Here is a 24,926-nt window from a genome sequence, read left to right on the forward strand (position 1 = left end):
AATAAAAATCCTATGCCTAAAGGATTTAATTTTATAGGCATAGAATTTTCATCAAAAAAACTCCCGCACGAAATAAATCATGGGGGAGTTGTAATATCCTTTTAGTTTCTATTTACTAATGACCTAAAAACTATTCTTCTATTACTCTATCTTACTTCTTAATAAACTTAAAGTGATAAGCTTCACCTTCGTCTTCAATACGAGCAAAATACATTCCTGTAGGTAAGTGACTAACATCTACCTGTAATGCTTCACCTGCACGTTGAATTAAATTAGGATTGCTTACCTTTTTTCCAGATACGGTATAGATGCTAAGTGCATGGGCATTAAAATCAACCATGCTGTTTTTAACATACAAAACATCCGAAACAGGATTAGGAAAAATAACTGTATTATCTCTAATAATTGGATTTACTGCACTGTCATCATCCGGAATAATTTCGCTTACCTCTTTATAGTCAGGTATGGATATAGTTGCACCAGCATTTAAAACTCTATCACTACCTTCTAATGCTCCACAATCTGGTGTAGTAGAACTTGTATAACCCGTTAACTCTGCACCCGCACCCTTAGCTGCAGAACCCGCTTTTAAGGTAAAGTCGCCATTGGCTGCATCTTCAAAATGTGTACCAGCAGCAGCAAAATCAAAGAACTGGTTGTTTTCAGGATTAAAATGATACCCCCAGTTAGCACTGTGGTTTACATAGGCATTAAAATCGTGTGTAGTAATACTAGAACCAGCGGGAGAATCTTCCCACGAAACTTTGCCTCCAGTGCTGGTTATTTTTTGTGTAGTATACGATAATTTATAACCAGGTCCATTCATAAAAATATTATTGGCAAAATGCCCATCATCCATCATACCAGTATTCTCCGATTCGGCCAGACCTAATTCTTGCCAATTGGCAATGGCAATGTTCCAAATACCAATGTTTTCATCCACATTCCAAATGGTGTTGTTATAATAGTTTACAGGGTGGTGCATGGCGTTATAACGTGGTCCTAAATACAAAAACTCACCCACAGGCTCAATTTCAAAATCATGCTCTACGGTATGTTTAATATTATAAATCAAGTTATGATGCGCTGTATAGTTCTCCACATCTTCCATATAAAATGCAGTAGCTTTAACCCTTTTATAATTAAAACTAGAAACGGGAACACCTACCACATCGTGTACTTTATTATAGGCAATTTCACTATCTTTTAGATTAATAGTTCCTATTTTACCCGTACTGGTAGCTTCTATAGGACCCGCATCTTCACCCAGTTTCATGGAACCGTAAAAATCACAATCCATAATATTTACCTGTGCATCATTACCATCAATTCTAATCTGGAATCGACAGGCATCACCAAAGGTACAGTTGTTAATGTTGGTTTTATCGCTGGTGTTAATATGTACACCCGAAGTAAAAATACCAACCCAACCAAAATCTTCAATAATACAGTTTTGGAAACTATTACCCTCTCCATCTCTTACTGAAAACATATTACCCCACGAGTGAGCTACATGTAAGTCTTTAAATGTATTGTTTGAGCTATTTCTTAGATAAATTCCTTTAGGATCACTATCACCCTGTCCATAGCCTTTAGGAATCCATAAAGGGTGTACATAACGAATACTACCACTTTCTATAGTTGCCCCAGTTGCATTTTGTATATCCATGTTTCCAGCTACAAAATGAATTCCTTTGATAGTAACTCCCGACGTATTATTAAGAACCAATACTCTTTCTCTTACCTGAATTTCAATTCGAGTATCTTCAAATGTTTCTTTATTAAGAGGTAAGTAATACAGCTCATCACCATCAGCATACCATTCGCCCGGATAGTCAATCAGGTTTTTATGCATAACAAAACCCCAACTAAATTTGTGCTTGGTATTATTAAAACCTGCTTCGGCTTTCCACTCACCATTGTTCATAGCATTAAACGACACTGTATTGCCATAAGAGCTGGTAATATTTCCGTACACATACTGGCGCATTTTGCCTGTTAATCCACGAAAAATTCCGCCTGTTAAATCCACATTTGGCAATGTTGTATCGTCAAGAGTCGCTCTTCCTGTCGCATTTTCGCCAGCATCTTTATGAACATTACTCAAAGGTGCATAACCACTTTTAATATTCATCGGATCCATCATGTCACCTGTTTTATTGTTGGGGTGACGAGCCATCATCTGACTATTTCCATCGGCAAATAACTGAGTATAGTCTGTTTCAATATCAAAACCTGAAATATCGGCCACTTGAACCCCTTCGTGCATACCTGTAGCTTCAGTCCAGCCATCCACTATTTCGGCACCAGAAACCAATACGTAATCGTTTTCAAAGCTTTTAATTTGCAGATTGTTTTTATTTACCACAATCTTTTCTCGGTAAATACCTTCATGTACCAGGATGATATCTCCAGAACTAGCTGCGGCAATGGCATCTGTTATAGAATACATTTTTCCAGCTTCTTCACTTGGAGTTGTGTCACTCCACGGAATATCGGTTGAATACACATGGTGTGTCTGCTGTGCATTTATGCTAACTACAAAGCAAGCAAAAAGTAACATGAGACTAATTCGATTAGTAGAATTTTGCATATGATATAAATTAAATAAACTTATTGAACCTGATTATGATTATACCTTTTGGGCATGTTTTATATAATTACAATACGCAATTTTAGCTGATCAGTTATAATATTGCCATGTATTAAATACAATATTAAGGTGGGTTTTTTTTTATTACCCACCTTGTGCTTGTATTATACAACTATACAAACTTTACATGTAGGTGTAACCTTTAACGTGTTAACTCAATAGATGTATGATTATAATGCCTTATGATTGTTTATGAACTTAAATTGTAGAATCGTAGATGGAGTCTTTGTTGATAGAATCATTTTATACATCATAAAGCATCAAAACAAACATATTTGTTAACATTTTAGCAGTTATTATTATCAGCAATTAATATAGAAGTATACAAGTGCTTATATCTTTGAATTAATTATCTATTTTTAAATTCAATTATCAAATTTATGAAGAGAATATTAATAATACTTCTTGTTTCTATTGGCTTTTTAAGTGTTGTGTCAGCACAAAAGCAATATTCATTTTTACAAGTGAATAATGTGGATGGACTGGTAAACGATAGGGTTGTATGTATTCATAAAGATTCAAGGGGTTTTATATGGTTTGGTACAAAGGCAGGCTTAAGTCGTTACGATGGCTCTGGTTTTGTAAACTACAAACACGATTCCTCTGATTCAACTTCTATATTTGATAATTACATTTTAAATATTACCGAAGATCGCAAAGGTAATTTATTGATTCATTCCAGCATAGGTCATTTTGTATTCGACGTAACTAAGGAACGTTTTATAAGATATATAAATGAATATCTTGGACTAAAAGCTGGTTTGCCATATATAGAAAAAGTATATAAAGATGAAGGTTCTAATATGTGGATAAAGAGACATCAACACGCGTATTATAATAAAGTAAATGAAAAAGAAAATACCACGGAAGATTTATTTCCCTATAAAAAAGAGCCTGGCATAGAAACCGTGGATTTTAAGCATGTCAATGGTAATTATTACTATTTATTCTCGGATGGTACAATAGAGTGTTATGACTCTACCTATCGATTAAAATTTAAAGATGATTTTTTAGTGGGTAAGCTGGAAGGTGGCAGTTTTACGCCTGCTTTGTATGTGGATAAGGAAAATGATATCTGGTTCTATGGGAATAATAATGGCGTTTATCATTTTAACGCATTAACACACGATTGGTACAACTATTCGCAAAATGCAGGTAAAATTCGTTTGTCAAATAATATCATTTATAAAATCATTCAAGATGATAAAGGCCTAATCTGGGTGGCTACAGACCACGGAGGTATAAATATTATTAACAAGTACTCAGGTCAGGTAAGCCATATCTATCATCAATCCGAAAATCCTAAAAGTATCGCAGATAATTCTGTAACGGATTTGTATATGGATGACAATAACATTATTTGGGCAGCAACCAATAAAAGTGGGGTTAGTTACTACCACGAAAGCATACACAAATTTCCGCATTACCGAAATCTATCATCCGATGATAAAAGTCTTCCTTTTAGTGATGTTAACTGCTTTTCTGAGGATAAAAAAGGTAATTTATGGATAGGAACCAACGGAGGAGGTTTAATTTATTACAACCGAAAGGAACATAAATATACGACCTATAAGCACAGAAAAGATGATCTTAATTCATTAAGTAGTAATGTGGTGATGGCTCTTTTAATCGACCATAATGAAGAATTGTGGATTGGGACTTATGCAGGAGGAGTAAATCGTTTTGATGGAAAATATTTTAAGCGATATCAGTTTAAAACTCAATCAGCACAAGGGTTAAGTCATAATAATATTTGGTCTATTGTAGAGGATGAAGAACAAAATATATGGATTAGTACAAATGGAGGAGGAATAGAAAAGTATAACGCTGTTAATGATTCGTTTTATAAACCTGTTAATCAAGGTAAGATAGATGTACCTACCAATCATGTAGCTGATTTACATATTTTATCCGACGGGAATGTTTTAATTGGTAGTGCTTTTGGTGCATTTTTGTACGATACGAAGGAAAAGCGTTATAAAAATATAGTAGGTTTAGATAGTTACGAATCTAATAATAAATCGTGTAATGCAGTTTATGAAGATTCACGTGGTTTATATTGGATTGCTACAAATGAAGGTTTAATAGTGATTGACCCAATGACTTCTTTTTTAAAACAGTTCAATAGTAAGGATGGTTTGCCAGAGGATATTATGAATGGTATTGTAGAAGATGAATTTCAAACTATTTGGGTGAGTAAATCTACTGGATTAAGTCAGATTGTTGTTAGTAAATCTAAAGGTGATGAAGCGTATGGTTTTGAGTTTTCACATTTTACCGAAGAGGATGGTTTGCAATCGAATGAATTCAATCCCAATGCCTGTTACAAAACAAATAATAATGAATTGATATTTGGAGGAGTGAACGGGTTTAATATTTTTAAATCCAAAAATATACGTTCTAACAATGTGTTACCTAAGGTGGTTTTCACCGATTTGCAGGTATATTACCAAAGTATTTTTCCCGAAGCTAAGGTCAAGAATGTACAGCTTTTGGATAAATCTATTTCTTTAACAGAGGAGGTTGAGCTTAAGCATGCCATGAATATCTTTTCAGTATCTTTTTCGGCGCTTAACTTCTTTATTCCTGATAAAATTCAATATCAGTATAAACTTGAAGGCTTTAATGATGAGTGGCTATTGTTAGATAATAAGCAACCTAAAATTTCATATACCAACTTAGATGCAGGAGAATATGCGTTAAAAGTTAAAGCGGCCAATAATGATGGCATTTGGAATAAAGAATATGCAGAATTAAAGATTATTATTCTACCTCCGTTATTTGCTACAAAATGGGCTTTTATCATTTATGGTCTGATTATCATTGGCTTGGTGATATATTATAGATATATGATGGTTCGTAAAGAACGAATGAAGTTTGCCATAGAACAGGAGCGTTTGCTAGCTAAACAGAATCATGAAATGGACGAAATGAAATTACGCTTCCTGACTAATGTAAGTCATGAGTTCAGAACGCCGCTTACTTTAATACTAACACCGCTTCATAAGTTGCTGGAGCAAACAGAATCGCCAGGGAATAAAAAATTGTTGGAAGTAATAGATCGTAACGCGCGTAATTTATTGGGGCTTGTTAATCAACTACTCGATTTCAGAAAACTAGAACTTCATGGAATGCGTTATAATCCCTCGTTTGGTAATATTGTCGTCTTTTTACAAAAGGTGATGAAGGACTTTGAAGATGCTTTTAGTAAGAAAAATATTGATTTTGATTTTCATCATGAAGTAAATGAGTTTATGCTCAGCTTTGATAGTGATAAGCTTCATAAAGTAATGATGAACTTGTTATCCAATGCGTTAAAGTTTACACCAGAAAATGGAAAGGTTACTATTGTCTTAAATGTAGATGAAGCAAAAGATTTAATTCATATTTCGGTGTCGGACACGGGGATAGGTATTAAAAAAGAGGATGTAGATAAAATATTTGAGCGTTTCTTTCAATCGGATAACAATAAAAAGATGGGTTATTCGGGTAGTGGTATTGGTTTAAACTTAACCCGTGAAATGATTCAGCTTCATAATGGAACCATTAGTGTAGATAGCACTATGGGTAAAGGAACCTCTTTTAAAGTATGCTTGCCTGTTGAAGTTATTGAAGAAGCGGTTATAGAGGAAGAAATATTGGATGAAGTAGAGGAGCTAGAACCTGAAGTTAACGAAGAAGAGAAAAAAGAAAAATCCACTATTCTACTAGTAGAAGATAACTTAGATTTTAGGTCGTTTATGAAGGAAACGTTGCAGGATAAATTCATTATTCATGAAGCTGCTGATGGTCAAATAGGCTACGATTCGGTGCATAATGTATTACCCGATTTAATAATTAGTGATGTGATGATGCCCAATGTTGATGGGCTTGAATTATGCCAAATGTTACGTAAGGATATTCGCACCTCTCATATTCCAATTATATTGTTGACTGCACGTACCGCTGACGAAGACAAGATTAAAGGACTAGAGATTGGCGCAGATGATTATATCACCAAGCCATTTAATATGGACTTACTTATGCTGAGGGTGAATAATCTACTGCAGAAAAGAAGCAAGATGCAGAAGCAGTTTCAAAAGACGGTAGATATTAGTCCGAGCGAAGTACAAATAACCTCGATGGATGAAAAACTGATTAAAAAAGCCGTTGCCATTGTGGAAGAAAATATTGCCGAGGCTGGTTTTAGTGTAGAAGATTTAAGTAAAGAGTTGGGTATGAGTCGCGTTTATTTGTATAAAAAACTGACCGCTATTACGGGTAAATCTCCTATTGAATTTATGCGCATCATACGCCTAAAACGCGGTGCTCAGTTGTTAGAGAAAAGCCAAATGAACATAGCTGAAGTAGCCTATCAAGTAGGGTTTAATAGTCCGCGCTACTTTAGTAAATACTTTAAAGAAGAGTATGGCATGTTGCCAACCGCTTATGTAAAGGCCAAGGCAACTGAAGCAAAAGCTTAGTTTTAAATAGGGTTTAACCTACCTTTTAATTTGTGCTTTTTGCTCCATCTCGGATAATCCTTCGTAACAGTTGTTCGAGAAATATATACTTCGCATTCCATATTACTTCTTCACTATCAACCACTGATTAGTGAAGAGGTAATGTAGTATACTGAAAATAAGAAATTCCAGCACTTCTATTACTGCACCAAATAGTCACTATTCATGTACTTAATGATATTGGAAACATTTAAGTACCCTTCAGAAACATCCTATACACCTGTGTACAAATGGCACTCTTTACATTTGTATTAACAATTGGGTCAATCATATCAAGCAAAAGAAAAATGAAATACGGACATTTTGATGATTTAAATAAAGAATACGTTATTACTAATCCTGAAACGCCTTTTCCTTGGATTAATTATTTGGGCAATGAGGACTTTTTCGGATTGGTATCCAATACTGCTGGAGGATACGCTTTTTATAAGGATGCTAAGTTTAGAAGATTAACGCGTTATCGATACAATAACATCCCAATGGATAATGGGGGGCGTTATTTTTATATAAAAGATGAAGATACCGTTTGGAGTCCTGGATGGAAGCCTGTAAAAACACCATTGGATAAATATGAATGTCGCCATGGCTTAAGCTATTCAAAGATAACAGGCGTTAAAAATGGAATAAAAGCAGAAAGTACTTTTTTCATTCCGTTAAAAACATGGGCCGAAGTACATCATGTTAAGTTAAGCAACGAAGGAAGTAAAACTAAAAAGTTAAAATTCTTTTCGTTTATGGAATGGTGTTTATGGAACGCCGAAGACGACCAAAACAATCTTCAACGTAATTTAAATACAGGCGAAGTGGAGGTTGAAGGTTCAACTATATTTCATAAAACCGAATATAAAGAACGTCGCAATCACTATGCTTTTTATAGTGTAAACTCACCTATAAATGGATATGATACCAATAGAGAAAGCTTTGTGGGATTGTACAATGAGTTGTCGGGGCCACAAGCCGTATTGAATGGCGCTCCTCAAAATTCAGAAGCGCACGGTTGGTCACCCATTGCATCGCATTATATCGAGGTAGAATTAAAACCCGGAGAATCGAAAGATTTAATCTTTGTATTGGGATATATAGAAAATCCTGAGGATGAAAAGTGGGAGAGCAAAGGCGTTATTAATAAAAAGCCCGCTATAGCTATTCAGGAAAAATTCAATACGGTTGAAAAAGTAGAAGCAGCGCTAAGTAACCTTAAAGAATATTGGGAAGAATTATTGGGCGTTATCAACATAAAAAGCAAGGATGATAAGCTCAATCGAATGGTGAACATCTGGAATCAATACCAATGCATGGTCACATTTAATATGTCGCGTTCTGCTTCTTTCTTTGAGGTTGGTATCGGCCGAGGTATGGGATTCCGTGATAGCAATCAAGATTTAATTGGCTTTGTACATCAAGTGCCAGAGCGTGCCCGAGAACGGATTATCGATATTGCGTCCACACAATTTCCTGATGGAGGATGTTATCATCAATATCAACCCTTAACTAAAAGGGGAAATGATGCCATTGGCGGTGGTTTTAATGACGACACACTTTGGCTCATACTAGGAACCGTTAGCTACATTAAAGAAACAGGTGATTTTTCTATTTTGGATGAAATGGTTCCTTTTGATAATGATGAAAGCGTGGCCAAAACGTTGTTCGAGCACTTGACTATCTCTTTTAATCATGTGATAAATAATTTAGGTCCCAATGGACTGCCTTTAATTGGTCGTGCCGATTGGAATGATTGTCTTAACCTGAACTGCTTTTCAAAGGATCCCAACGAATCATTCCAGACCACTGAAAATAATACAGATGGTTCTAAGGCTGAGTCTTTAATGATTGCTGGTTTGTTTGTGGTTTACGGAAGAGATTACATTCAACTTTGCAAACAGTTAGGCAAAACTGAGGAAGCGAATAGAGCGCAAGCCGAGGTAGACCATATGGTAACTGCCGTGAAAGAAAAAGGATGGGATGGAGAATGGTTTTTACGCGCCTATGATTATTACGGAAATAAAGTAGGGTCTTACGAGAATGAAGAAGGAAAAATATTCATTGAATCGCAGGGTTGGTGTACCATGGCCGAAATAGGTAAAGAAGAAGGTTATTGTGAGAAAGCATTAAACTCAGTAAAAGAACGTTTAGATTGCGATTACGGTATTGTGTTGAATAATCCAGCTTTTACGAAGTATATGATAGAATATGGGGAGATTTCAACCTATCCTAAAGGGTATAAGGAAAATGCAGGTATATTCTGCCATAATAACCCTTGGATTATGATTGGAGAAACTTTGCTTGGTAGAGGAGAAGAAGCCTGGGAATATTATAAAAAGATAGCTCCTGCTTACCTCGAAGAGATCAGTGATTTGCACAGAACTGAGCCCTACGTATATGCACAGATGATTGCAGGTAAGGATGCATATATTCCTGGTGAAGCTAAAAATTCCTGGTTAACTGGAACTGCCTCTTGGAACTTTTATGCCATTACACAATACATTCTTGGAATTCGTCCTGATTATAACGGGTTAATTGTAGATCCTTGTTTACCACAATCGATAGGTGAATATGAGTTTACTAGAAAGTTTCGTGGTGCTACATATAAAATTCAAATTATTAACGGGACTAAAGGCAAAGGACTAAAAGCCTTGAAGGTAAATGGAATGTTAGTTGAAGGAAATGTGATTCCGTTACAAGCTGAAGGAAAAGAGCACATGGTAGAAGCTACCCTTTTTTAAAGGCTCGTTTTGTACGGATAAAAGAAGTTGTTGGTTCAAATGTTTACAAGCAATGTAGCATATGTTTATTGCTCTGGCTAAATAAATAGAAATCAACTAATTTAAATGAACTAAAAAAAGACAATTACGATGAAGGCATATTTATGGTCGTTTTTAATATTAACATTAACACTAAGTTGTTCGGCTCCTGAACAGGTAAAAAGTGAAAAGGAAAAACTGTTTGAAACGCTACTCTCGGTTAAGGGGCATGGAATTCTTTTTGGCCATCAGGACACCTATGCTTATGGTTACACCTGGAATGATGTTGAAGGAAATTCCGACGTTAAACGTGTTACGGGCGACTATCCTGCTGTATTTGGATGGGAGCTAGGCGGTATTGAAAAAGGTGTCGTAGCCAATTTAGATACGGTTTCTTTTGATAACATTAGAAAGTACGCCATTAAGGCCTACCACCAGGGAGGCATAAACACTTTTAGTTGGCATCCATTTTCTGTAGTAGATAGAGTTGATTCATGGAATACCGATAATAAAGTAGTCGATAAAATTATTCCTGGTGGAAGTCATCACGAGGCCTTTAAAAAAGATTTAGATGCCTTGGCTAATTTCTTGAACAGTGTGGTTACCGAAGAAGGAATTAAGGTACCTTTTATTTTTCGTCCTTGGCACGAAATGGACGGAACTTGGTTTTGGTGGGGTGTTGAAAGTTGCACGCCAGAAGAACTTAAGGAACTTTTTCGGTTTTCGATAGATTATCTGCGGAATGAAAAAGGCGTAAATCAGATGTTAGTTGCTTATTCTCCCGATAGAAATTTTTATACACGCCAAGAATACCTGACTTGGTATCCGGGTGATGAGTATGTTGATGTAATTGGAATGGATAATTACTACGATTTATACACGGATGGTCTAGTTGGTGAAGCCATTGATAAATTACATATCGTTATTGATTATGCCAACGAAAAAGGCAAGGTATCTGCCTTAACAGAAACAGGTTATGAAAATATACCAGATTCAACTTGGTATACCTCTAAATTGGGGAAAGTGTTGGCTGATAAAAAGGTAGCTGAAAATATCAGTTATACTTTGGTATGGAGAAATGATCCATTAAAACATTTCTTTTTTCCTTATCCAGGACATCCTTCAGCAAAATATGCCAAGGAGTTTTTAAAAAGAGAAGAGATGTGGTTGTTAAACGATTTAACCACCTTTAAGAAGCAACAATAAATCTTCATTGAATACAATAACTCCATTTTGAGAAAAAGAAGTCAGCTATGAAAAATAGAATATTTGAGGAACGCTTACAAGTTTTAAAATCAAGACATCAGAAAACGCTTTTACAAAGCAATGAAGCATTGTTTAGCGATAATGGAATTTACTGTAGATATAAAAATCCGATCCTTACGCGTGAATCTATTCCGTTGCACTGGCGTTACGATTTAAATGAGGAAACCAACCCTTTTTTAATGGAACGAATAGGGTTTAATGCCACCTTTAATTCTGGAGCTATTAAGTTAAATGGTAAGTATTTATTGGCGGTTCGAGTAGAGGGGAATGATAGAAAATCATTTTTTGCCATTGCCGAAAGTGATAATGGAGTAGATGGTTTTAAGTTTTGGGATAAACCAATTACTTTACCACAAACAGAGGAGCTAGATACCAACGTATATGATATGCGCTTAACCCAACACGATGATGGATGGATTTATGGTGTTTTCTGCACAGAACGTAAAGATCCGAATGCCGCAAGTGGAGATACAAGCAGTGCTGTTGCTGCAGCAGGAATTGCCCGCTCTAAAGACTTATTGAAATGGGAACGATTACCCGATTTAATTTCTACCACAGGACAACAGCGTAATGTGGTACTATTCCCTCATTTAATTGAAGGTAAATATGCTTTTTATACACGACCTCAAGATGGATTTATAGATACTGGCAAAGGAGGCGGTGTTGGATTTGGCCTTTCTGAAACGATAGAGAAACCAGAAGTAAAAGAAGAAGTAATTGTGGATGCCAAAACCTATCATACAATATACGAAGTAAAAAATGGTCTTGGTCCAGCGCCTATTCGCACAGATAAAGGTTGGCTGCAATTGGCACATGGTGTTCGCAATACTGCAGCAGGCTTAAGATATACTTTATACGCTTTTATCACTGATTTGGAAAAACCTTGGTTGGTAACCCATAAACCACACGGGCATTTAATAGCTCCTTTAAAAGAAGAACGCGTTGGAGATGTGTCTAACGTAGTATTTTCGAATGGCTGGATAGCAGACGAAGATGGAAAGGTATTTATCTATTATGCTTCGTCGGATACTCGAATGCACGTAGCTACCACAAGCATCGACCAGCTATTGGATTATTGTATTAACTCACCGCAAGACCAGTTACATTCTCATTTGAGTGTAAATACCATTAATCAATTAGTAGATAGTAATAAGCCATTTATGCATTTGCTGGATTAAATAAATCCAGACTCGACAGACAAGTTTATGAACGATAAAGTTTCTATAAAAGAAAAGATAGGTTACGGATTTGGGGATGCTGCGTCATCCATGTTTTGGAAGATATTTTCCATATTTTTACCCATTTTTTATACCGATGTATTTGGAATTTCAGCTGCTGCAGTAGGAACCATGCTATTGGTTACGCGTATTTGGGATACGGCCAATGATCCTATTATGGGCATCATCTGCGATAGAACAGATACAAAATGGGGTAAATTTAGGCCGTATTTACTTTGGATAGCCATACCCTTTGGAATTATAGGAGTGTTGATGTTTACAACACCAAACCTAAGTTTGTCTGGTAAAATAATATATGCCTATGTCACCTATACCTTAATGATGATGGCTTATACCGCCATTAATGTACCTTATGCAAGCTTACTCGGGGTGATGTCCTCAAAATCAAATGATAGAACCTCCTTTGCTTCTTATCGAATGATTTTTGCGTTTGCAGGTAGCATTTTGGTCGTTAGTATTTATCAACCCTTGGTAGATTGGTTTAAAGGTAGTTTTAGTGAAGCTTCTTCGTATCAATTTACCATGATAATTGTGGGAATTATAGCAGTCATCTTTTTTATTCTCACCTTTTTATGGACTAGAGAGCGCATCACTCCCCCTAAAGAGCAAAAAAATAACTTAAAGGAAGATATTAAAAATCTCGCAGGTAATATTCCATGGTTTATACTTTTAGGAGCAGGAGTGGCTACCTTAATATTCAATTCCGTTCGTGATGGGGTAGCACTGTATTATTTCAAATACTATGTGATGGATGATGCTGCCATAACCCTTTCCTTTACCACCTTAAGTTATAGTACTGCTTTTCTGTTTTTAGGACAAACAACCAATATGTTAGGCGTAATAATGGCTCAACCTGTATCTAAGTTTTTGGGTAAGCGAAAAACTTTTATGTACGCCATGTTTTTAGCAGCCATATTCAGTTGTTTATTTTATTATGCCAATCATGATGATATATGGTTAATATATTCCCTACAAGCTTTAATCAGTTTTTGTGCTGGTATTATTTTTCCATTATTGTGGTCAATGTATGCTGATGCAGCCGATTACTCGCAATGGAAAACAGGAAGAAGAGCTACAGGCCTTGTTTTTTCAGCATCTAGCATGTCGCAAAAGTTAGGGTGGACCATTGGAGGTTCAATAACACTATGGTTACTTTCTTTTTATGGTTTTCAGGCCAATGTGGAACAATCGCCAGAAACCATTAAAGGAATAAAATATATGATGAGTTATGTGCCTGGAGTGGCTGCATTAATCTCTGGATTAACCATCATGTTTTATCAATTAAGCGATAAAAAAATGGTAAAAATAATGGCCGATTTAGAAGCTAGAAGACAAGAATAATTTGAAAATTTATCATATGAGAAATGTTGTTTTAATCATTATAAGCAGTTTGCTGATGTTTTCATCATGTCAATCATCTAAATTAGAAAACATGACGGTAATGGAATTGAGCTCTGGTTGGAGCTATCAGGAAGTAGATGGGGAACATCAAGGTCAAGCCACTGTCCCTGGAACTATACATACCGATTTACTTAACAATAAGCAAATTGAAGATCCTTTTTACAGAACCAATGAAAAGGATTTACAATGGATAGATAAAAAAGATTGGGTATATGAAACCACCTTTGTGGTCAGCAAGGAAACTATAAAAAAAGATAGAACTGTAATTCATTTTAATGGTTTAGATACCTACGCCGATGTTTACTTGAATGGCAAGCTGATTCTGGAAGCCTTTAATATGCACAGAGAATGGACAATTGATGTGAAGAAACAGCTAAAGGTTGGGCGAAATAATTTAAAGGTATATTTCCATTCGCCCATAAAAAAGGGACTTGAATTATATGATGCTTCTCCTTATTCATACCCTGCCAATAACGACCAATCTGAAAATGGAGATTTAAAAGATAAGAAGGTATCGGTTTTTACCCGTAAAGCTGGTTATCATTACGGTTGGGACTGGGGTCCGCGATTTGTTACTTCCGGAATTTGGCGAAGCATAGAATTAAGAAGTTGGAATCATCTAAATATAGAATCGGTTTACATTAAACAGCCTGAAGTAAACGCCGCATTGGCAAAACTAGAGGCTGATATACTTATAGAAGCGCAAGATCTAATAAATGCAGAGGTTATTATTTCCTATGCAGCAGGACAAACTGTAGCTGCAAACAAAACAGTAGTTCTTAAAAAAGGTCATAATCGTGTTTCAATTCCGTTTGAAATAGCAAATCCTAAACTTTGGTGGAGCCAAGGTTTAGGAGCTCCTAATATGTACGATTTTAATGTACAGGTAGTCGTGCAGGGGAGTGCTATTTCAAATAAAATTATTTCAACAGGTTTACGCTCTGTAAAATTAGTTAGAGAAGAAGATAAAGATGGTGAATCTTTTATGTTTGAGCTAAACGGGGTTAGAGTGTTTGCAAAAGGTGCTAATTACATTCCTAACGATAGTTTTTTACCACGCGTTAAAAAGTCAGATTACGAAAAAGTAGTGGCTGATGCTGTTAATGCAAACATGAATATGTTACGTGTTTGGGGTGGAGGTATTTATGAGGATAACTACTTCTACGAGTTATGTGATAGGAACGGTATTATGGTTTGGCAGGACTTTATGTTTGCCTGCTCCATGTACCCCGGCGATGATGCTATGCTTAAAAATATTCAGCAAGAAGCCATTGATAATGTGGTTAGGTTGCGTAACCATCCATCTATCGTTTTATGGTGCGGGAATAACGAAATTAATACAGCCTGGCATCATTTTGGCGAAGGAGGCTGGGGCTGGAAACAACGCTATTCCAAAGAGCAGCAAGAAGAAATTCACCAAGCTTATGAATCTATTTTTCACGAGGTTCTTCCTTTGGTTGTAGGAGAATATACCGATCAGATGGATTATTGGCCATCGTCTCCACAAGCAGGTTATCAAATAGATCAACATGCCAGCGATGTTACTAAATCAGGGGATATGCATTATTGGGGCGTATGGCACGGCTTGCATCGATTTGAAGATTTTGATAAATATAAGGCGCGTTTTATGAGTGAATATGGTTTTCAATCATTCCCCAATTTTGAAACTGTAAAAACCTACACTTTGCCTGAGGATTACGATATTGAATCAGAGGTTATGGCTGCACACCAAAGAAGTGGGATAGGTAATTTACGTATTAAAGAATATCTGAGTTGGTATTATCCTCAGCCAAAGGATTTTGAAGATTTCTTATATATGAGTCAGGTATTACAGGCGCATGGAATTAGGATGGCTGTTGAGGCACACCGCAGAGCTATGCCTTATTGTATGGGGTCCTTGTACTGGCAAATTAACGACTGTTGGCCAGTGGCTAGCTGGAGCAGTACAGATTACTATCACCAGTGGAAAGCGGCACATTATGCAGTAAAAAAGGCTTTTGAGCCGATCATGATTAGTAGTGTAAATGAAGGAAATAAAGTAAAACTATTTGTGGTTTCTGATTTACAAGAAGATAATGCTGCTGAGCTTAAAATAAAGCTGATGGACTTTGATGGAAATATTCTACATGAAGAAAATAAAGATATCATCATAAATAAAAACACAAGTACTCAATTACGTGATTTTAACATAGAAAAAATTGCTAAATTAGATAAGAGTAATTGTGTAATGGTTATTAATGTGATCAGAAATGGAAAAGAACTGGCGTCTAAATATCATTATTTTGCTCAACCTAAAGATCTTAATTTAAAAGAAGCAACGGTTTCTATTAAATCTGAGAAAACGGAAGATGGATATGTGCTGCATGTGTCACCTAATACCTTAGTAAGGAATTTATACCTATATGATGCGCGTGGTGGAATGATGTTAAATGATAACTACTTTGATCTTTTACCAGGGGATAAAAAAGTTATTAAGGTTATAAGTAACACAAATACAGTGGTTAGTGATAGAGTTAACTATAGGTACATAAGGCGTTAACAAATCATCACACTTGTTAACATTAAACAATATACATTTGGTCTATCGTAATTTCCAATTGAACTACATAAGGAGGAATTAAAGCTTGTTCCTCCTTAAAATATAGAGCATGATAGAGAGTAAATCAAAATCATGATTTTTTTTGTCAATTTTAGATAGTGTGAAATATACAATAAGTGAATATTATTATTTTAATTAAAACAGTTTTTATGAAAACAAATCTGCGACTCTTTACCTTTATTGTCATGCTTTGTTTAACACAAGTTATTGTGGGACAAAACAGAACAGTAAAAGGTACAGTAACGGATGATACACAGGAACCCTTACCTGGCGTATCTATTCGGATTGAAGGTACAAGTACTGGAACCATTTCCGACATTGATGGTAATTTTAACTTAAATGTACCCGAGGGAAATGTAGTGTTACAATTCTCATTTGTTGGTTTTAAAGACCAAAGTATTGATGTAACAAACCAATCAAATCTTAATGTAGTTTTAGAGTTTGAAACGGTTGGTATAGACGAAATTGTTGCGGTTGGTTATGGTAACATGAAAAAAAGTGACATATCTGGAGCTTCTGTTTCATTAAGTGCAGATAAACTTAAAACGGCAGGTTTGGCCAATATCGATCAAGCCTTACAAGGTAGAGCAGCTGGTGTTACAACCGTATCTACTTCTGGGCAACCAGGTGGTGCGGTAAGTGTACGCGTCCGTGGGCAAAGTACAGTAAATGCAGGTGCTGAGCCACTTTATGTAGTCGATGGAGTACCAATTTCTAATACTAATACAGGTGGACAAGATTTAGGTTTAGGTGGTGCATTAGGTAATTCTCCAACATCTGGGGTATCTGCTTTATCCAGCATTAACCCGAATGACATCTTATCCATGGAAATTTTGAAAGATGCATCAGCAACTGCTATTTATGGATCTCAAGGTGCAAACGGTGTTGTTTTAATTACCACCAAAAGGGGTAAAAAAGGGGATGCTAAATTTCATTACACAGGATCATATGGAGTACAGCGTCAGGCTACAAGTATTGATATATTAAATCTGAAAGAATTTGCAGAGTATAGCAATAGTGTTTCTGAAGAAACGAAAGGAAGAGATCAAAGAGTAGAACTACTTGATCCTTCATTATTAGGTCATGGTACAGATTGGCAAGAAGCTATCTTTCAAATAGCTCCTATTCAGCAGCACCAAATTAACGTATCTGGTGGTAGTGATAAGTTAACATACATGGTTTCTGGTGGATATATGGATCAGGATGGTACTGTAATTGGTACTGAATTTGAACGTTTCACTTTCAGAAGTAACTTGGATGCACAACTAAAACCATGGCTTAAGATGGGGGTTAATTCTAGCTTTTCTCATACGAAGGAAAGACTTGGTTTAGCTGATTCTGAGGCAGGCATTATTCGTGTAGCTTTACAAACTACTCCTGATTTACCAATTTATAATATGGATGGTACTTATGCTAGTGTATTTAGAGAAGGTCAAACGAGTCAGCCAAATGCTATTGGTATGGCCATGGATGATGATAACTTGCTAAACAGAAGTACATTCGCAAATACCGTATTTTTTGATGCAACCATCATAAAAGATTTGGTTTTACATACTGAAGGGGCATTAAATTTAAACTATTCTAAAGGTGAGGTTTTTAGACCAGCTATTCAATATGGTAATTGGGAGCGACCTATAAACAATATGCGTTCTCAAACTAACAAAAATACATTTTGGCAAATTAAAAACTACTTAACCTATAAAAGAAATATTGGTAAGCATAGGGGAACAGTAATGGTTGGTCAAGAAATGTGGGAAAGTAGCTATGAGTTTCAAAGCGTATATAATACAAACCTACCAAGTAACGACATCAAGAATCCTGCTTTGGGAGATGGAGAGCCACAAATAAGTTATGGCTTCGGTAGTTCTTCTATGTCATCACTATACGGAAGGTTGACCTATAACTACGATGATCGATATATGTTAACTTACACTTATCGTAGAGATGGCTCTTCTAATTTTGGACCAGAAAATAGATGGGCGGGATTCCATTCATTCGCAGGATCATGGCGTTTAAGCAATGAGACATTTATGGACTGGGCTAAACCAGTTTTAACCAATGCAAAAGTTCGCTTTGGTTGGGGGCAAGTTGGTAATCAAAGTATAGGTGGATATAGGTGGGGATCTAGTGTATCTAGAATGGATACAGGTCTAGGTGCAGGTTATCGCCAATCTAATATTGCCAATCCTTATATTCAATGGGAAAAACAAGAACAGTTAAATCTTGGATTAGATTTCTCGGTGTATAGTTTTGCAGATGTTGTGGTAGACTTATACAAAAAGACCTCTAAAGATATGTTAATGCCTCTTCAGTTACCTTCTTATATGGGTACCAGAGGTAATGAATCAAGTGCATTAGCTGCTCCATGGGGTAACTATGGTGAAATTGAAAATAGAGGGTTAGAAGTTACGGTGGTTACCCATAACTTAAAAAAAGAGTTTAAATGGGATACAGACTTCCAGATTTCAATGAATCGAAATAAATTAGTTGCCTTAGATGGTACCCCATCTGCTCATATTGAAGGATACGGACAATGGAGTGATGTTGTTTCTTTAACTGAAGTAGGTGATCCATTATTTGGTTTCTATGGATATGTAACTGATGGAATTTATCAAGATTTAGATGATTTAAAGAATAGTCCTAAGCCAGACAAATATCCAAACGATGGAGAAACATTTGAATTTGGGGGAACAACTTATGTTGGTGATCAAAAATACAAGGACATTAGTGGTCCTGACGGCAAACCAGATGGTAAAATTGACTCTTTTGACCGTACTAATATAGGTTCTCCTATGCCAGATTTTACTTTTGGTTTCAATAATACTTTTTCGTACAAAAATTTTGATTTAAGTATCTTTATTAATGGTTCATATGGAAATGATGTGATGAACTATAATGCCATTACTTTATCTAGTATGAAAAGTATTTTTAATAACCAATTAGGTGTGGTAACGCAAAGAGCTAGATTAGTACCAATTGATGGTAATTATGACGGCGAATGGTGGACTAATGTAAGTAATGTGAAAGTAGGCAATTCAGGAACTGAAATTCCTAGAGCTGTTGCTGCTGATCCAAATGATAACGATAGAATTTCAGATCGTTACATTGAAGATGGTTCATTCATTAGAATAAAAAACATCACATTTGGTTATACTATTCCTAGCCGAATTGCCAAAAAGTTACACTTAAGCAATCTTAGAGCTTATACGAGTATTGAAAATCTGGCAACGTTTACAAACTATACTGGGTTTGATCCAGAAGTAGGAGCCAGTACGCAAAGTTCTAACGGTAATGTATATGGGCTAGATAACGGACGTTATCCTGCACCTCAAGTATTTACCTTCGGTTTAAATGTTTCATTCTAAATTGTTGTTAAGATGAAAATATATAATATAAAATTATTAATTATAGCCATCCTAATAATGGGTGGAGCAGTGTCTTGTGAGGATTTCTTGGATAGACCAGCAGAGGATACATATACCATCGATAGTTTCTATCAAAATGATGAGCAGTTGTATCAATCAGTTAATCCAATTTATAACTCTCCTTGGTACGACTTTCAACGTGGTTTTATTCAAATAGGCGATTGTTTAGCGGGTAACTACGTAGTATCGGTTGAAGATGGTTATACGAATTTTACCTTAAATTCTTCTGATCCAGTAATTGCAAATGCTTCGGCGTCATTATGGTCTGTTAACGCATATTGTAATGGTGTTATTCAAAATGTAGATGCTAAATCGGGATCTGCGGTTACACAATTAGCTAAAAATACAGTTAAAGGTGAAGCCATGGTATGGAAAGCAATGGCTTATTTTTACCTAGTACGTTGTTTTGGAGCAGTACCTATTATTCACGATAATGCAGCCATTATTGCAGACAACTCTTCAGCTACACTTAAGCGTAATAAAATTGAGGATGTGTATAAGTACATTACTTTAATTTTAGAAGATGCCATTGATTTATTGCCAGAAAGTAATGCTACAGGAAGAATAGATAAATATAGTGCATGCGGTCTGTTGGCTAAAGTATACTTGACTAAATCGGGTTATGGTATGAGCGGTACTCGTAATGATTCTGATTTGGCCAATGCTGCTAAATATGCAAAAATAGTTATCGATGAAAGTGGTAAAGCTTTACATCCTGAATATGATGAGCTATTTCAATTGATAGGAAATAACAACCAAGAAAGTTTAATAACTTGGCAATGGACTGTTGGTACGCAATGGACTTCTCAAAACTCTATGCAATCCGATTTATCTATGACAAACTTTTCTGATGCAGTTATGTCATGGGGTAATTGGCGTTACCCAACCATTGATCTACAAACTGCTTTTGAAGAGGGCGCAGATAAATTAACCAGAAATTTACGTGACACCCGACGTAAAGCTACTATAATGATGTATAGTGATAGATATGATCATTGGTGGACTGAAATTGGTGGATTTATCTATAATTGGGACAGTACAGTTGAAGGAATTTATGGAGGTAGCTTAGCTTTTGTGAGTGGCACTGGTTCAGGATGTGCTAAACACATTGTAGGCCGATTAGCAGATGCAGCTGCTCAAGGTTACGGAACCTTAGACAGAATGCATACTCCTTTAAATACTCATCTTCTGCGTTTATCCGATGTATATTTAGTTTATGCTGAAGCTGTATTAGGAAATAATGCTTCTACAACAGATGCAGGTGCTTTAAAAGCCTATAATGATGTTAGAGCAAGAGCTTTAAAATCCAATCATGTGGACGCGGTGAGCATTGATTTTGATGATATTGATTTGGAAAGACGATTAGAATTTGCCTTAGAAGGAGACCGATGGTTTGATTTAGTTAGACTTCATTATTATAAACCATCAGTAGCTATTGCGATCATTGAAGATCAAGAGCGTGGATCATGGGCTGGTTTGGATGATTTTTATATAAATAATGATGCATCAAACTTGGAAATCAATAGTCATAAAGTAACAGGTTTGACGGACGATGATTTCTTAATTCCGTTCCCCGAGGTAGATCTATCATTAAATCCTGGTTTAATGGATGATCCGGTAGACTTTGATTTTGGTTCAATTGGTTATAATTAATTCAATTCAAACGTTTAATATGAAAACGATACGTAAACAAAATATATTTATAGCACTCCTGGTACTTGTAAGCATGTCAGTAGGAGTGACTTTTCAATCATGCGAAGAGTATCCGCATGAATACGAAATAAGTAGTGGTGTACCTGATGTAAATTACATTAGAATGACCGACCCTGATAAATCGGATTCTCTGATTGTGAGTGCAGCTGTAAATGCGACTATATCTCTAATCGGCGATAACCTTACTAGTATCACAGAAATGTGGTTTAATGATAAGGAAGCATATTTAAACACCAGTTTTATGACTGCTAACTCTCTTATCGTAACGATTCCTAATGAAATTCCAGGTGTTGTTTCTGACAAAATTTATATGGTTGCAGGTAAAGATACTGTTACCTATGATTTTCAAGTAGTCGTACCCCCGCCTGCCCCAAACTCCATGTTATGCGAGTTTGTATCAGATGGAGAAGAGGCCGTAATCAAAGGAAGTTACTTTATCGATGATCCTAATGTTCCTTTAGAAGTTATTTTTCCAGGTGAATTATCAGGAGAAGTGGTTAGTGTGAGTAGTAATTTTGATGAAATAGTAGTTAAAGTACCTGCAGGAGCAGGTGTTGGACAGCTTACTGTAAAGAGTATATATGGTTCTTCACGTTCTTCATTTTATTTCCGCGATGATAGAAATTATATTCTTGATTGGGATAACTTGGATGCTGCAGGAGGATGGAGATCTGGTAATATTGCCAATTCAACCCCTACTGGTATTAAAGATAATTACGTGCGATTTGAAGGAGATATGACTGAAGGAGCATGGAATGAAGACGCTTTTAGTTTTAACCTTTGGAATGCTTCTAACGGACGGACAGATGAACCATTTTATGATGGCGATCTAAATAGTGCTTACCTAAAATTTGAAGTTAACATACTTGAAGATTGGAAATCTGCTGCATTACAAATGATATTTACACCTTATGAAGTGAGTGGAACAAACGGGTATATTGGTGACGATAGTGTTCCGCGCGGGTTATGGATTCCATGGGCTTCTTCTGGCTCTTATAGTACCGACGGTTGGACTACAGTTGCTATACCTATGTCCGAGTTTCACTATACAGCGAGCGGTGCTGATGCAGGAGCTAATGTAACTACAGAAATGCTTGGTGGACTTACCTTTTTTGTATGGAACGGAGGCGTTCAAGGAGAGGATTGTAGAGTACATATGTGTATTGATAATATTCGAATTGTACCAATGTAAATTATTTGATCACTAAAAAACGATTTGCTATGCAAACGACATATATAAAACATTTTAAAACATACTTATTGCTGTGCCTTATTGGTATGGTAGGTTTGGGTTCGCTTTTAACATCTTGCGAAAAGGATGAAAAAAACGGTACAAACGAAGTAACATTATACAGCTATGGGCCAATGCCTATAGCTAGAGGAGCCGAGCTTCAATTTATTGGAGAAAATCTGGATAAAGTAACCAGTATTATTATCCCTCCAAGTATTGAAATTATTAGTTCTGAGTTTACTGCACAGGATAAAAAAGGTATCATGCTAACTGTTCCGCAAGAAGCTGTTGAAGGCTATGTAGAATTATTAGCAGGAGAAACTAGTATTACCACTAAAACCGAAATAGGATTCTCTGAACCTATTTCAATAGCTAGTTTTACGCCTCAATCAATAAAGCCAGGTGCTGTTTTAACCATTGATGGTGACTATTTAAATCTGGTAGGTGAAGTGATTTTTACTGACCGAGTGGCTATAGATAGCTCTATGTTTATAACAAAATCACGCAAACAACTTACTTTAGAGGTTCCTGCAGAAGCTCAAACAGGTAAAATAGCTGTTTCAAATGGTGCCGATGAACCAATTATTATTTATTCCGAAACAGACTTAAGTGTAACGATTCCTACTTTAACAGCTATTGCACCTAATCCTGTTAAAGCTAGTTCTGACTTAACCATTACTGGTACTGATTTAGATTTAGTAACAAGTATAACCTTTGGAGGTGATTTAGAGGTAGAAGAGTTTGAAGAAGATGGTTCTACGATTGTTGTTGAAGTTCCCGAATCAGCCATGGATGGTAAGGTGATGCTTAATTTGGCATCAGGCCTAATGGTTACTTCTTCTGATGATTTAGTAATGGTTGTGCCTACTCTCTCTGTATCTCCAACCACAATTAAAAATGGAGGAACGCTTACTGTAACAGGTGAAAATTTAGACTTGATCAGTGAAGTTCAATTTGCTGGTGAAGCAATGGGAACCATTGAAGCAGGAGGAAGTGCAACCGAAATCATGGTCACCGTACCTGATGCTGCTCTAACAGGAGAAGTTGTCTTTAAAACGAAAGCTAGTAAATCTGTTTCAGGAGGAGAGTTAACGTTGGTTAACCCTGTAATCACTTCTTTCGCTCCAAGTTCAGCAAAACCAAATACGGATGTTGTTATATCCGGAACAGATCTTGATTTAGTTAAAAAAGTAATATTTGCTGGAGATATTGAAGGCGCTATTATATCGAAGTTAGAAACAGACTTAACGGTAACTATCCCGGTAGGTGCTATTACTGGTGCCATTAAATTAATAGCAATCAATGGCACAGAGGTCATGTCTTCTGGAGAATTAGAAGTACTCCAAAATCTACCAAATTTTATTTCGTTTTCTGAATCGAAAGGTGTTCCAGGTAAAATATTAACACTTAATGGAACCAAAATGGATCTTATTAAAGAGTTAATATTTCCGGGCAATTATACCGCAACGGCTTATGGTGAGAAAAATGATTCTAAAGTTGAGGTTTATGTGCCCGAAGATGTGCCCGTAGGTTTTGGTCAAATTTCGATGATAACCTATGAAGGAGAAGAGGGTTTACTACCTGAGCTATTCTTTGGAGGTATTGATCCTGTTGAAAATGAAACATTAGTATTTTTTGATTTTAATGGAACCGGAAGTAAAGATTCATGGTGGGGTAATGCAATTGGTAGTGGAATATTGGTCGATGAAGCTAATTCTGCAGATGGTTCATCATTTTGGAATGTTGATGGAATGAGTGGAGATGGTAATTGGGACGGATTATTCTTTAGGAATGGTAGTAATAATTTTGTTACTGATGGTGTTGATGTATCAAGAGATGTTTACAAGTTTGATGTGAATATTCGAGAAGCAATAAATGAAGGTGCTTTAAAAATAAGAATGGGTAATTCTTCTGATGATGGAGGCGATGGATATTGGTACGAATGGAAACCATGGGCAGGAAATGCTGATGGATACAAAACAGAAGGATGGATTTCTGTAGAGATTCCTCTATCTGAGTTTAAAGATGGTAGCGGAAATGTTATGCCAAGTGCTGATAAAGGAGGAACTGAATTTGGCATGATTTGGGCTTCAGGAGTATCTGTTAAAGTTAATATGGGCATAGATAATGTAAGATTTGAAATAAAGTAATGAATTT

At 36.1% G+C, this 24,926-nt stretch carries 11 protein-coding genes; 10 read left to right on the forward strand and 1 reads right to left on the reverse strand.

Going from position 1 to position 24,926, the window contains the following annotated elements:
* Positions 1 to 151: 151 nt before the first annotated feature.
* A complete protein-coding gene (locus A8L32_RS15475; RefSeq protein WP_083631368.1) occupies positions 152 to 2,593 on the reverse strand; it encodes a T9SS type A sorting domain-containing protein in 2,442 nt (813 codons plus the stop codon).
* Positions 2,594 to 3,033: 440 nt separating this feature from the next.
* Between A8L32_RS15475 and A8L32_RS15480 the strand changes: the two genes are divergently transcribed.
* From A8L32_RS15480 to A8L32_RS15525, 10 genes are all read left to right on the forward strand, one after another.
* Positions 3,034 to 7,116 carry a hybrid sensor histidine kinase/response regulator transcription factor gene (locus A8L32_RS15480; RefSeq protein WP_075590934.1) on the forward strand — a complete coding sequence of 1,361 codons (4,083 nt, stop codon included), beginning with the start codon at positions 3,034 to 3,036 and terminating at the stop codon, positions 7,114 to 7,116.
* Positions 7,117 to 7,442: 326 nt separating this feature from the next.
* Complete coding sequence (locus A8L32_RS15485) at positions 7,443 to 9,878, forward strand: GH36-type glycosyl hydrolase domain-containing protein (RefSeq protein WP_075590935.1); 2,436 nt, start codon at positions 7,443 to 7,445, stop codon at positions 9,876 to 9,878.
* Positions 9,879 to 10,007: 129 nt separating this feature from the next.
* Positions 10,008 to 11,102 carry a glycoside hydrolase family 26 protein gene (locus tag A8L32_RS15490; protein WP_075590936.1) on the forward strand — a complete coding sequence of 365 codons (1,095 nt, stop codon included), beginning with the start codon at positions 10,008 to 10,010 and terminating at the stop codon, positions 11,100 to 11,102.
* 47 nt (positions 11,103 to 11,149) lie between these two features.
* Positions 11,150 to 12,340, forward strand: a complete 1,191-nt coding sequence (locus A8L32_RS15495; protein ID WP_075590937.1) for a glycoside hydrolase family 130 protein — start codon at positions 11,150 to 11,152, stop codon at positions 12,338 to 12,340.
* A 27-nt stretch (positions 12,341 to 12,367) separates the two neighbouring features.
* A complete protein-coding gene (locus A8L32_RS15500; protein WP_075590938.1) occupies positions 12,368 to 13,741 on the forward strand; it encodes an MFS transporter in 1,374 nt (457 codons plus the stop codon).
* A 16-nt stretch (positions 13,742 to 13,757) separates the two neighbouring features.
* Complete coding sequence (locus A8L32_RS15505; protein WP_075590939.1) at positions 13,758 to 16,340, forward strand: beta-mannosidase; 2,583 nt, start codon at positions 13,758 to 13,760, stop codon at positions 16,338 to 16,340.
* A 209-nt stretch (positions 16,341 to 16,549) separates the two neighbouring features.
* On the forward strand, positions 16,550 to 19,765 hold the full coding sequence (locus A8L32_RS15510; RefSeq protein ID WP_075590940.1) for a SusC/RagA family TonB-linked outer membrane protein: 3,216 nt from the start codon (positions 16,550 to 16,552) through the stop codon (positions 19,763 to 19,765).
* Between the two features lie 12 nt (positions 19,766 to 19,777).
* Positions 19,778 to 21,478: a RagB/SusD family nutrient uptake outer membrane protein gene (locus A8L32_RS15515; protein ID WP_075590941.1), complete on the forward strand. Its 1,701-nt coding sequence runs from the start codon at positions 19,778 to 19,780 to the stop codon at positions 21,476 to 21,478.
* A gap of 19 nt (positions 21,479 to 21,497) precedes the next feature.
* Positions 21,498 to 22,730: a glycan-binding surface protein gene (locus A8L32_RS15520; protein WP_075590942.1), complete on the forward strand. Its 1,233-nt coding sequence runs from the start codon at positions 21,498 to 21,500 to the stop codon at positions 22,728 to 22,730.
* A 29-nt stretch (positions 22,731 to 22,759) separates the two neighbouring features.
* Positions 22,760 to 24,919 (forward strand): glycan-binding surface protein, encoded by a 2,160-nt coding sequence (locus A8L32_RS15525; protein WP_075590943.1) that lies wholly within the window; start codon positions 22,760 to 22,762, stop codon positions 24,917 to 24,919.
* The last annotated feature ends 7 nt before the right edge of the window (positions 24,920 to 24,926 follow it).

This window comes from Labilibacter marinus, assembly GCF_001659685.2.
In the GTDB taxonomy this organism is placed as follows: domain Bacteria; phylum Bacteroidota; class Bacteroidia; order Bacteroidales; family Marinilabiliaceae; genus Saccharicrinis; species Saccharicrinis marinus.